The following is a 12,769-nucleotide window of genomic DNA, read 5'->3' as shown; positions in this document are numbered from 1 at the left end:
GATCCTCCGTTGTTTAACTTTATTTAGCGCCCCTTTGCACCACTTTCCATCCATCTTAACTTCTTTCATCGGAAAACAAAACATCAAGAATTACATTTTTATTTATACCTTTAGGATTTTCTTTACTAATGTTGTAAGCCTCATTTAAAAGCTTTAGAGAGGCATCAACATCACTCTTTTCGCTGACAAACAACTTAGCTATTGTCTCTCCTTCTTCAACTTTATCTCCAAGCTTTTTGTTAATTGTTAAACCAACACTTTTGTCGATGATATCTTCTTTTTTTTGTCTGCCAGCTCCTAATACCATTGAGGCTAAACCTATTTTTTCGGTATCAATAAAGGTTATATATCCTTGTTCTTTTGCTTTGAATTCTATAGTTTTTGGTGCTATATTAAGATACTTACTAGGATCATCAACTACTTCTTCTTTTCCACCCTGAGCTTTTATCCATTCTTTCATTTTTTCTTTTACTATACCATGTTCTATGTTTTCTATTAATTTTTTCCTTGCTTCTTCATAGGTTATTATACCAGATAAAGAAGCCATATGAGAAGAGATTTCTAAACACAACTCAGAAAAATCTTTTGGACCTCTTCCTTTCACTGTATCTATTGCTTCCATTACTTCCAATGCGTTTCCAATGTTTTCTCCCAAAGGTTGATCCATATTGGTAATTAAAGCAATAGTATTTTTATCGTATCTTTTTGCAATCTTTAGCATGATTCTACCCAACTCTTTGGCATCTTCTAAGTTTTTCATGAATGCTCCCGAACCCACTTTGATATCCAAGAGTATTCCATCACTAGTTATGGCAAGTTTTTTACTCATTATACTGGAAGCTATTAAGGATAGTTCCTCAACGGTTGCGGTAGAGTCCCTTAACGAATACAACTTTTTATCTGCTGGGGCTATATTTCCAGTCTGTCCGGCCACAACAATCCCTACGTTGTTCGCTATTTCAAAGAATTCTTTAGTGGTTAGAGAGGTTTTAAAACCGGGAATAGATTCAAGCTTGTCGATGGTCCCTCCAGTGTGCCCTAAGGATCTACCTGATAATTTGGCTATTTTAACCCCTAATGAGGCAACCATAGGTGCTATAGCTAATGTTGTTTTGTCTCCAACACCTCCAGTAGAGTGTTTGTCAATTTTTTTACCTGTGATTCTTGATAAGTCTATAATATCTCCACTTTTAAGCATTACATCCGTTAAATTATAACTTTCTTCCTCTGTTAAATGATTGAAGAAGATAGCCATTAACCAGGAAGAAACTTGATAGTCTGGAATAAGATTATCTAAATAAGCTCTGATCATAAATTCTATTTCTTCTTTTGTGTTTTCTTTAGCATCTCTTTTGTTTTTTATAATATCGTATGCTCTCAACTTTAAGCCTCCTAAAGAAATTGTGTCATCATCCTGTAACCTTTTGAAAATCATTTTATTACTAAACTCTCTAAAATTAACATTATCAAAAAGTTTCACCCTTTGTTTTTAAGGGAAGGATGACTTGAAACAGTGTACCGTTGTTTTCTTCGCTATCTAAATATATTCTGGCATTATGGTTGTCCAAAATTGTTTTGACTATGTACAAACCAATCCCTAAACCCGGGACTTGCCTGCTTCTAGATTTGTCTACTCTGTAAAATAGATCGAAGATCCTTTTTAACTCTTTTGAAGGTATGCCAATTCCTGTATCCTCAATTTCCAAAATTATGTTATTATCATTTTTGTACAATCTTAACCATACTTTTTTTTCGCCCTTTTCCTTCAAAGCTGTAAATTTAAAAGAATTGTCTAAAATATTATACACTACCTGCAGGAGTCTATCTTCATTACCGAAAACGTATAGATCATCTTCTATTTCTTCTTCAAACTCAATGGACATCTTATCAGCAACAATTTTAAAGAAATCAAAAGCTCTCTTTACCGTATTAGAGAAATTGAAAAACACAAATCTTTTTTCTTCGCCTATATTTTTTTCCAATCTTTCTATATCTAAAAGATCGTTAAACATCCTAGTTAATCTCGATATTTCTTCTTCTATTTTTTTTAGTGGTTGATAAATTTCTTCGTCTAAATTAGGTTCGTGCAATATCGTTTCTAAATACCCGCTTATAACGGATAAGGGTGTCCGCATTTCATGGGACATGATGGTTAAGAATTCTCTTCTTAGATCTTCTAAATTTTTTTCTTTCGTGATATCTAACAAAATAATAACTCTATAATTTTCAACATTTATTGATTTAACTTGACATCTGAAGTATTTTTTTTCTGGATAATAGAATGAAGTCTCCTCTTCCATGTCTTTATTAGTTTTAAAACTTTTTAAAGTCAATTCAATGAGATTATGATTATCAATTACCTCTGTTAATGACCTACCCACAAAATTTTCTGTTGTAAAAATATTTTTAGCAAAAGAATTGGCAAAATCCACCCTGATAATTTCATTTTGATTAAAAGAAACCAATATTATTCCTTCAGAAAGGGTGTCTAGAATCGAAAATATGTTCCTTCTTTTGTATTTTTCGGATTTGTATTTTTCTTCTAAATTTTTAATATATGAATTTAGTTGATGCAAAAGAAAATCATCAACAGGATTTTTTATATTTATATTTATACTTTTTGCAATCTCATTTTTAAACCGTTGATGAGCATTTTCTTCTCTTCTCTTTCTCAAATAAGCATATATAAATAAAATATTTGTGATGACAAGTAATAAAATAACAATAATATATATATCGCCCAATATTTTTCACCTGGTTTATTAATATTAATAAAATGCAACTGGAAAAAAGGCAGAGGTAATACCCTCTGCCATTGAATATTTAGTAGTTTCTTTCCTTTCCAGGATCTCTGAATTTGTATCCTTTTCCTCTTACTGTAATTATGTATTTTGGATTGGAAGGATCTTCTTCAATTTTTGTTCTCAACCTTCTGATATGAACGTCTACTGTTCTTGTGTCTCCGTAGTAGTCATATCCCCACAATTTATCCAACAATACATCTCGACTAAAGACCTTTCCTTCGTTTTTAGCAAGAAAAACTAGCAAGTCGAACTCCAATGGGGTAAGGCTAACTGGTTTGCCATTTACCCAAACTTCTAATCTTTCAGTGTCAATAATCAAATCCTTGGCTGTGATTTTTTTGGGTCCTTCTTCTTTCATTTGCGCTGATGCAGCTTGTCTTCTAAATATGCTTTTAATCCTTGCAATTAGTTCTCTTACATTAAAAGGTTTTGTGACATAATCATCACTACCAAGTTCTAACCCCGCAACTTTATCCGCAGCATCATCTTTGGCACTCAATATGAGCACAGGGGTGTTGCGGTAATCTTCGCTGGATTTCAATATTCTAATTAAATCAAATCCATCCATTGAACCTGGTAACATAATATCGACAATGAAAAAGTCGGTATCTTTTTCCTCCAATTTCTTTAAAGCCTCATCAGCAGACACAGCCGTTATTACTTCGTAACCTTCTTTAGTCAAGTTCAAAGATAACATTTCAGAGATCGCCGGATCGTCTTCTACTATCATAATACTTTTTTTTGCCACTTTTCTTTCCCCCCTTTGGGATATTTTTTGTGTTAATGTATTCAACAATCACTCATCTTTAGGTGTAACGTTCAGAAATTTGTCCCGACAAATTAATGCTCTCCATTTTGTGATTTAAGTTTTTTCTTAGAATCTTTTTGGAAACAATATTTCGAGTTAATTCAAAAGTTGCAATTTTGTTGATTTCATCAAATGCTTCTCCCTGAAAATGCACTTTGTTGTAGGTTACGTCAGTTATTCTTAACTTTATAAATACCTTAAAAGAATAAGGGGTCGAGGACAGATGATCTATACAACTATGTGAAACCACAGAAACCTGATCTTTTTCCAAAAGATCTTTTATAGTATTATAACTACATTTATGTATTTCTTCTAAAAGAGAGGAGGTGCTTAAAGCATGGAAACTTATAACTTCTTTATCTTCTGACCATAAATAACTTTCATCTTTTACCTTAAAGGAATAATTAAATTCCTTTCCTTTCAATGAGATTATTTTCTCTAGAAAGGTATTCATAATTTACCACCTTTTCTTCTTCCCGAGTTGGGGATACACCAAAATGTTCTATATACTCCTTTAGGTCATCTGTATCTTTTCGTAATAATTCACTTAGTTCCTCTCCTGTGATAGTTTCTTTTTTCAAAAGATATTGGGCAATGAGTTGGAGTTTCTCTTTGTTTTCTAACAGTATAGATTTAGCCTTTTCATAGCTTTTATTTATTATTTGCTTTACTTCAGAATCCAGTTCTTTTGCAGTTTCATCAGAGTAGTTTTTTTCTCTAAAGAGTTCACGTGCTAAAAAAGTTTCCTCACTTTCGCTAGCCCAAGCTACAGGACCAATTTTTTCGCTCATGCCAAAACTTTCTACCATCCTTCTGGCCATTTCTGTAGCTCGCTTTAGATCATTTTCAGCTCCACTGGTTATTTCATCAAATATTATTTCTTCTGCAGCTCTACCAGCTAACATTACTGCAATATCATCGAGTATTTCAGATTTATTCATTAGATACCTATCTTCAGATGGTAACTGTAAGGTATACCCTAAGGCCGCGTAACCTCGAGGAATAATGGTTACCTTGTGTACAGGGTCAGCATTTGGTAAGAATGTTCCTAAAATAGCATGACCTAGTTCATGATAGGCAACGACTTCTTTTTCTTGATCAGAAAGCACCCGCGTTTTCCTCTCTGGACCAACTATAACCCTTTCGATGGCTTCTTCGCAATCCTTCATTGTAATGAACTTTTCCCCATTTCTGGCTGCCAAAAGGGCCGCTTCATTGACTAAATTTTCTAAATCTGCTCCAACAAATCCAGGAGTAGCTCGGGCTAACACTTCTAAATCAACATCTGGTGCTATTTTTTTGCCTCTAAAATGAATCTTTAATATTTCTTTTCTTCCTTCGGCATCAGGTCTATCAATTACCACTTTTTTATCAAATCTTCCTGGTCTTAACAAAGCTTTGTCTAGAACATCAGGTCTATTTGTGGCTGCCATAACTATTATTCCAATACTTGGATCGAATCCATCCATTTCCACTAAGATGGAGTTAAGGGTTTGCTCCCTTTCATCATGACCTCCTCCCAGACCTGCTCCCCTTTGTCTACCTACCGCGTCTATTTCATCAATAAAAATAATAGCAGGTGCGTTAGCCTTAGCTTGGTTGAAAAGATCTCGAACTCTTGCTGCTCCTACTCCAACAAAAAGTTCAACAAAATCAGAACCACTAATATAAAAAAATGGGACATCCGCCTCTCCAGCCACCGCTCTGGCGAGTAAAGTTTTACCTGTGCCTGGTTCCCCTACTAAAAGTACACCTTTTGGCATTCTAGCTCCGAGCCTATTAAAAGCCTTTGGATCTTTCAAAAATTTTACAACATCTGTTAATTCTTCTTTCGCTTCCTTAACCCCTGCAACGTCCTTAAAAGTGGTGCGGGTTTTTTTGGGATCATATTTTTTGGCAGGGCTTTTTATAAAATTCATACCTTGATTTGCACCGCCCGCACTTGATCGAAACAAAAGGGTGAAAAGAAAAATAAGTAAAAAGACAGGCAAAAGAAACGTTAAGATAGAAATCCACCAACTATTTTCTAAGCTTCTGACATATTTAATCTCTATCCCTTGGTTTGCAAGTCCATAAACATACTGTTGGTCCGATAAAAGATTAGGAGCATATGTCTCGTAATAAAGCCCTCTTTGATCTTTTGCTCTAGCATAACCAGAGTCTTCTATTTCTAAAGAAACAATCTTTTTATCTTCCAACATTTGAACTAACTCACTATATTCTATTTTTGAAACATCTTGAGTACCGATAAGGCTGTTGACTCCAACGTATATAAAAATACCTATTGTTATATATATTAATAATAGCCAAAAAACTCTAGGTTGGTTTCTTTTGTTTTGCAAGACATAGACCTCCTCTTTTCTCACTTCTATAAGTATCTCAAATTTTAACAAGTAGAGTATCGCTTTTTTTCGTTATACTTAGTCCGTTTATATTTCTTACTCCGCCATTGCGCATTTTTATAATTTTCTCTGTTTCCTCCATATTTGGCGGATATTTACCAAACTTCAAAAAGGCAATTCTTAATGTTTCCGCATCAAAAAAATCATTTTCTAATTTTAATTTTAACAACTCTTTTCCTATCTCACTTCTTTCTTCAAACTTTCTTTTAACTTCTTCCCTGTAACTCCAGATGATTTTTGCAAGTCTAAAGAAACTTTCTTTGTACCTTGGATTGATCTTCTTAAAAAAAGGGGTAATTTCATATCTTATTTTATTTCTAGCATAATCCAAAGAATAATTGTACTTATCTTCCACATACTCTATATTATTAATTGTAACATAATTTTTGATTTCTTCCAAGTCGACACATAACATTGGTTTTGTTATTTCTTCTTCTATAGGGATTAAACCGCCTAATCCATATATTCCGGTCCCTCTCAAAATTCTGTAAATCATTGTTTCAAATAAATCATCCATATGATGCGCGGTTGCTATTTTATTATAACTTAATTTTCTTAATGTTTCATAAAAAAACTCATACCTTAAGTTTCTTCCCGCTACTTCAACGCCAACCTTGTTTTCTTTTGAGTATGTAAAAACATCCACTTTTTTCGAAAAAAAGGGTATCTTTAGTTTCCCACAAGCTTGTCTCACAAAGGATTCGTCACTATCGGCTTCTTCTCTCATACAGTGGTTTAAATGGGCTACAGATATTTCAAATCCCATTGCTTTCGATAATTTTGACATCACATGAAGCAAAGACATTGAATCTTTCCCGCCGGAAACTCCTAATAGAATTTTATCATATTTGTTAAAAATTTTATAGTCTTTTATAAATTTAAATATTTTTTTCTCAAAATCTTGGAGTATCACTTCCTCTTCTCCTTCCAACTCTCAAATCTGATAACGTCTATAAAAACAAAACAGCGTCTTAAGACGCTTAAAATACTAAAAAATATTGTGGAGCCGGTGAAGGGATTTGAACCCCCAACCTACTCATTACGAATGAGCCGCTCTACCGTTGAGCTACACCGGCAATTGACTTCGTTATTGATAATACATACAAAAAACCCAACTTTTGGGGTAAAAAATGGAGAGCCTGATTATCAAAAAAGTAATATCCGACTTAATGCGGAATTTCGCACTATTAAAGTGCCAAGCACCATTACGTGCACGAGATTCTTTAGGCCCTCCTATTTTATTTTACTATATAATTTCAAAAATGTCAACTAACATGGGAGCTCTGTAGGGACTTTACAAAGTGAAAGATTTGTGATAAAATAATTATCAGAAGATGGGGACGTAGTGAAGCTGGTTATCATGCCGGTCTGTCACACCGGTGCTCGCGGGTTCGAGTCCCGTCGTCCCCGCCATATTTTAAAAAGGCGAACGTTTAACGTTCGCTTTTTTAAGTTATTTTTAAAGTTTAAGGGATATTATTTTTTTGAAAGATTAATTTTGAATGATTAATATTCTATTTATTTAATTTATGATATAATAGAAGTGACAGATGGTTTACAAAATTGATGAGGGGGAGGAATAAAGTTAAGATGCAAAAAGAAGTAGAAAATGGATTTTTTATGGAAACTTTTCAAGAAATGGTGGATCTTTTGCAAGAAATAAATTGGGACGAAAGTGAAAAAGATTTTCTAACAAAGCTGTTAAAAATTGCTATAAAGATCATACCAGAAGCTGAATACGGTTCTATTTGGCTAATTAGGGGCGCATTATATGAAGCCATAGTTGGAATTGGCTACGATCAAGATTTAATTAAAAAAATGGTTGTCCCCTTCAATGAATCATACGTAAGCCTACATATGGATAGAGATTTAATAGAAGTTCAAAATATTTTGGATTACAATTCCCCTGAAACTGATTTGTATAAAATCAGCAAAAAATTACACAAAGAAACGAATCAAATGGTCACTTTAATTTCCGCTTTAAAAAATAAAGACAGTGTAATAGGACACATATATATAGATAGTTTCCATGTTGATTCTTTCGATGATTATTCAAAAAAAATGCTTAGAATGTTCAGCAATTTAGCATCTATTTTTTTGACTTTGAAAATCCTTCGGGATTCAGAAAAAGAAACGATAGAAACGAATTCTAATTATTTGAGTTTTATTAGTCATGAGTTGAGAACACCTTTGACTTCAATTATAGGATTTGCTGAAACTATATTGAATAATGAAGATTTAGAAAAAGATGAGATGAAAAGTATTGTAAAAAAGATGCTATTTTCTGCTAAGCATATGAACTCACTTTTAGACGATATTTCAACTTTCAACAAGTTGAATAGAGAGAAGAGATTGAATTTAGAAAAATTAAATTTAAAAAAGTTATTGTATGAAGTTTTATCAATGTTAGAACCTACCGCATCCCCCGATGTTGAAATAAACCTTAACTTTCCGGTTGATATTCCAGTAGATATTGAAACAGATGAGACTAAATTAAATCAGATCTTAGTAAATGTAATAGGAAACGCAATGAAATATACCACAGAAGGTTCAATAAATATCCTCGTAGGTTACGAAAACCATACAAAACATTTTGTTATAGAGGTAAAAGATACAGGGCCTGGGATTCCAGAAGATAAGTTAAAAGATATATTTAGGCCATTTTTTAGGGTTTCTAAAGATAAGCCAGGAAGTGGGTTAGGTTTAGCGATCGTAAAAAAGAATCTTGAAATGCTCAAAGGAAGTGTGGAGGTAAACTCAAAATTAGGTGAAGGGACAACTTTTGTGATAAAAATACCTCAATCTATAAGTAGTATTGTAAATAAGTGCTAATCATAGATTCGATGAACATATTTCTTCAAATAATTTTGGGAAGAGTACTTTTGGTTCACCACCTATTTTTAAGGATCTATCCAATTCTTCGAGATTAATTATTATTTTTTCGATTGAAGAAGTAGAGTAGAGTTTCTCAACGTTGGTTTTTTTTACTTTTTCGTTTTTAAAATTGAACCCTAAGAAGGAAGCTACTCTTTGCTGTGAAACCATGCTTTCTTTACTGATTTTTACGATTTCAGACCAATTGTAGGTTGTCTTTCTTTCCGTATTTAGTATCACCGCATATAAATCCAAAAAGTACCTGTATAAATAATTTGCTAAAGCAATTGGGGAGAATAAAGAAGATTTTACCATCAATTGCAGCTTTATTAGTGAATGTGGTAATCTCTTTGTTGCTAAATCATAGCAAAGTTCTTCGTAGTTCGCTGTAGAAAAATAAGTAGAAACATCTTCCACGTCTTTTATAGATATAATCTCAGTATCGGAATATATGGAGAGCTTTTTAATTTCCTCATACAACAAATCCTCATTTTTTCCAACGAATTGTATAATTTTCTCGGCTGTTTCGTTACTTAATTGTTTGTTTAACTTGCCTGCTAAATCCTTAACCATGCCTATCCACAATTCATCTTTCCAAGGGGGGGGAACCATCGCCTCTATTTTTTTATCGAAATTTATTTCTTTTAGATATTTATTTTCCTTTTGACTATCCAAAATGAGAATACCTTCAAAAGAATTTTCATAATTTTTCAGTAAGGTGGAGATCTTTTCTTGATAAGGGATTTTAAAGGAATCAAAATCTGAAATTATTATGATTCTATTTGTGGAAAAGATACTTCCCATAGTGAAAAGATTGTTGATGTCTTCATCTACATAATTTTCAGGTGATAATGTAACTATTTCAGCACTTGGGGATTTTTCAATAATTTCTTCGATTCTGATTCTTTTTTGTATGGTTGAATTCCCTAATATAAATATTTTTTGCAACGTTACCTCTCCTCAGTCGATTGTGTGAAGTTGAATGATTTCTTGATCGCTTAGATACTTATATGGTGGAACAGATTGTGAAACAACGGTGTTCCCATTACCAGTGATTATTAGGTTTTTTTCTTTTATTCCTAAGTTCAACAGAATGTTGTGAGCTTCGGTTATAGGATAACCAATCAAATCTGGCATAATATCTTGATAAAAAACTTTTTGATTATCGAATGCGCTACTTTCTTTTTCTTTGGAATATCTATAAAAAATGTTAGTTAAAACAGGTGCAGCTACTTCTCCACCATAAAATTCTTCTTTAGGATTATCGATAACAACTACAGCAGTATATATAGGATCAACAACCGGATAAAAACCAACAAACAAAGAATAATAACTACCTTCAATGTATCCTATGCCGCTTTCCGCCTTTTGGGCCGTGCCGGTTTTTCCACCGATTCTCAACCCTTCTTTATAAGCTTTTCGGGCAGTTCCTTCTGTAACTGTATAACTTAACCACTCTTTCACTATTTTGGCGGTAGGTTCAGATATCACTTGCCTTTCTGAGATTTCTTTTACTTCTAAAAAAGTGGGCTTTACATACTTCCCATCGTTGGGGATCACGTTAAAGGCCGATATTAACTGTATAGGTGTGATCCCTATTCCCTGACCCAGAGCAATCTGAAAAGGCGTTATTTCATACCAATCATCCGGATAAGGGACTACACCGTTGATTTCACCTTTGAATTCTATTCCTGTTTTTTTCCCAAAACCATAGGTCAAAAGTTTTTGGTAGAGCCATTGATTAGAAAATTCTTCAAGTATTTTTTCCATTATCTGAGCGATCGCTATATTTGAGGAATAGGTTAGAGTTTCCCTAAGGCCAACTTCTCCCATTCCATAACCTTGGGATTCGGTTACCTTGAAATTTTTTTTACCTGTAGGATAATACTCGTAGCCAGAATAAAATTTATCGTTAGGATTTATAATATGTTCATCCAGTGCTGTAGAAATTAATAACGGTTTAAGTGTGGACCCTGGTTCTATATATCCCATATAAGCAATATTCCAGGGATAAAGCGAAACACTTGATTTAATTTTACCGGTCTTGCTCTCCATAACTACAACAATTCCGCCTTCTGCGGATTCTTTTTTTACGGTATTTAGAAGTTCTTCATAGGCTATTTGCTGCATTTTCAAATCTATACTTAAACTGATTGTTTTTTGACTGTTTAAAATCCCATTCTCTAATAAAAAAGGTTCGATTCCATAGGTGGTTCTATTAGTTTTTCCGATTAGTAGATCAAGAGAAAATAATTCATTGTAAACGCGGTGAGTAACAGGATATATTCTCGCGTATTTGTTTAAAATTCCAAGATCGATATAAGCCTCTTCATAAGTATCATAAGTTCCCCATTTTAAAAACTTAATGGTTTCTATTTCATCGTCACTAAACCTTTGATTCAATAAATATTTGTTTTTTTTAAAATCGTTTCGTGATTTCATAAAACCTAAATCTACCCAAGCTTCGTATTTTTCTTGGTTGTATACAATCATATTTCCCTTAGAATCCACAAGTTCTGAGTATTTATTATTTTCTAGAGAGGTTGAAAATTCGTTAAAGTCCTTTTCCAAAGAGTTATTATACACAAAAGTAATGGTGATAAGAAAAATATATCCTGAAAGAAAAAGGAAGGTGAAAATTAACCATTTGCGTTTCATAGTTAAATTATTTCTCCATAATATTTAAGATCTCTATATATCTATCTATTTGGCTATCTAAGGCAGATATCTGTGATTCCATATTATTAAGCTCCATCTGAGATTGGACTATTATGGATTTATAATTCTCAATATTTTTACCAAAGTTAAGAAAGATAGTAAGCCAAATGCTAACAGTTAAAAAGGCTAAGAAAACTAAAACGATTATAGCAATATCGAGAGACTTAACTTTAGATTTAGTTTTTTCTATTCCTTTGCTTTTTGCGTACACATTTTTTTCCATAGAAACTCCCCCTAACTCTTGTCATTCTTTAAACCCCTATATACTCGGCCACTCTCAATTTCGCACTTCTGCTTCTTGAATTATATTTTATTTCTTCTTGAGAAGGTAAAATAGGTTTGGGAGTGAGGAAATTATATCTTTCATTATTTTTAAAAAAATTTTTAATGATCCTATCTTCCAAAGAATGAAAGCTTATTACAGCTACTCTTGCTCCTGTATTTAAAAAATTTTCAAATTTAACAAGGGTTTCTTCGATGTTTTTCAATTCTTCATTAACTTCTATTCTCAGAGCTTGAAAAGTTTTTGTGGCAAAATGTCTGTGCCTGTCGTGCGTTATTGAACTAGGTAACCCTTTCCTTATGGCACTCACTAAATCTTGTGTAGTGTTTATAGGCCTGCTTTTTATAATACTTTTTGAAATACTGTAAGCAAACCTTTTTTCTTCTCCATACTCAAAAATGATACGTCTGAGCTCTTCTTGTGAATAATTATTGACTATGTATGCAGCATCTTTCTTCGCTTCGGTATCCATTCTCATGTCTAACGGTTCGTCTTTAGTAAAAGTAAACCCTCTATTTTCACCTTTTAGTTGAAAAGTAGAAACTCCTAAATCCATTAAAAAACCATCAACTTTATCAATATCTAATCCCCTTAAAACAATATCTATATCTTTATAAGAAGATTTAATCAATACCACATTATCCGATAAATCTTTTAATCTTTGTTCTGCGATTTCCAATACCTCATAATCCACATCGACGCCAATTATTTTAGCTTTGCTATTGGTGAATTCTAAAATAGCTTTTATATGTCCTCCTTCACCAGCGGTACAATCCACATAAACACCATCTTTTTTAGTTATCAAATAGGATAAGATTTCCTCAACCATTACACTTTTATGAAAATCATTGTATTTTCTTACTATTATTATACACCTCTT

General features: G+C 32.9%; 11 protein-coding genes and 2 tRNA genes. 2 read left to right on the top strand and 11 right to left on the bottom strand.

Annotation, left to right across the window (positions count from 1 at the left end; all coding sequences use genetic code 11):
• Window positions 1-55 precede the first annotated feature (55 nt).
• The 7 genes from X929_RS02900 to X929_RS02870 all read right to left on the bottom strand — a co-directional run bounded on the left by X929_RS02900 (window position 56) and on the right by X929_RS02870 (window position 7,090).
• Entirely contained in the window at window positions 56-1,381 is a 1,326-nt protein-coding gene (locus X929_RS02900) for a thymidine phosphorylase (protein WP_103066533.1), read from the bottom strand.
• A gap of 85 nt (window positions 1,382-1,466) precedes the next feature.
• Window positions 1,467-2,675, bottom strand: coding sequence for a sensor histidine kinase (locus tag X929_RS02895; RefSeq protein ID WP_146255766.1), 1,209 nt, complete (start codon window positions 2,673-2,675; stop codon window positions 1,467-1,469).
• A gap of 148 nt (window positions 2,676-2,823) precedes the next feature.
• Window positions 2,824-3,552 carry a response regulator transcription factor gene (locus X929_RS02890; protein ID WP_103066531.1) on the bottom strand — a complete coding sequence of 243 codons (729 nt, stop codon included), beginning with the start codon at window positions 3,550-3,552 and terminating at the stop codon, window positions 2,824-2,826.
• 58 nt (window positions 3,553-3,610) lie between these two features.
• Entirely contained in the window at window positions 3,611-4,066 is a 456-nt protein-coding gene (locus X929_RS02885; protein WP_103066530.1) for a thioesterase family protein, read from the bottom strand.
• A complete protein-coding gene (gene ftsH / locus X929_RS02880; protein WP_103066529.1) occupies window positions 4,017-5,954 on the bottom strand; it encodes an ATP-dependent zinc metalloprotease FtsH in 1,938 nt (645 codons plus the stop codon). Before ftsH ends, X929_RS02885 begins: the two co-directional genes overlap by 50 nt.
• 37 nt (window positions 5,955-5,991) lie before the next feature.
• A complete protein-coding gene (gene tilS / locus X929_RS02875; RefSeq protein WP_103066528.1) occupies window positions 5,992-6,927 on the bottom strand; it encodes a tRNA lysidine(34) synthetase TilS in 936 nt (311 codons plus the stop codon).
• Window positions 6,928-7,015: 88 nt separating this feature from the next.
• Window positions 7,016-7,090 (bottom strand) — tRNA-Thr (locus X929_RS02870).
• Between the two features lie 260 nt (window positions 7,091-7,350).
• Between X929_RS02870 and X929_RS02865 the strand changes: the two genes are divergently transcribed.
• Both X929_RS02865 and X929_RS02860 read left to right on the top strand, forming a co-directional pair.
• Window positions 7,351-7,427, top strand: a tRNA-Asp gene (locus tag X929_RS02865).
• A 177-nt stretch (window positions 7,428-7,604) separates the two neighbouring features.
• Window positions 7,605-8,846 (top strand): GAF domain-containing sensor histidine kinase, encoded by a 1,242-nt coding sequence (locus tag X929_RS02860; RefSeq protein ID WP_103066527.1) that lies wholly within the window; start codon window positions 7,605-7,607, stop codon window positions 8,844-8,846.
• On the opposite strand, the gene X929_RS02855 is transcribed toward X929_RS02860, so the two are convergent.
• Genes X929_RS02855 through rsmH form a run of 4 tightly spaced genes read right to left on the bottom strand, consistent with a single transcriptional unit; the run spans window position 8,847 to window position 12,754 of the window.
• Window positions 8,847-9,836: a DNA polymerase III subunit delta gene (locus X929_RS02855; RefSeq protein ID WP_103066526.1), complete on the bottom strand. Its 990-nt coding sequence runs from the start codon at window positions 9,834-9,836 to the stop codon at window positions 8,847-8,849.
• A 12-nt stretch (window positions 9,837-9,848) separates the two neighbouring features.
• Window positions 9,849-11,546, bottom strand: a complete 1,698-nt coding sequence (locus X929_RS02850) for a penicillin-binding transpeptidase domain-containing protein (protein ID WP_103066525.1) — start codon at window positions 11,544-11,546, stop codon at window positions 9,849-9,851.
• A 7-nt stretch (window positions 11,547-11,553) separates the two neighbouring features.
• Entirely contained in the window at window positions 11,554-11,829 is a 276-nt protein-coding gene (locus X929_RS02845; protein ID WP_103066524.1) for a hypothetical protein, read from the bottom strand.
• A 28-nt stretch (window positions 11,830-11,857) separates the two neighbouring features.
• Complete coding sequence (rsmH, locus tag X929_RS02840; RefSeq protein WP_103066523.1) at window positions 11,858-12,754, bottom strand: 16S rRNA (cytosine(1402)-N(4))-methyltransferase RsmH; 897 nt, start codon at window positions 12,752-12,754, stop codon at window positions 11,858-11,860.
• Window positions 12,755-12,769: the final 15 nt, after the last annotated feature.

The sequence above is a fragment of the Petrotoga olearia DSM 13574 genome, from assembly GCF_002895525.1.
GTDB lineage: Bacteria > Thermotogota > Thermotogae > Petrotogales > Petrotogaceae > Petrotoga > Petrotoga olearia.
Note: the sequence above shows the minus strand (reverse complement) of the source record. Positions and strands in the feature narration are given on the sequence as shown.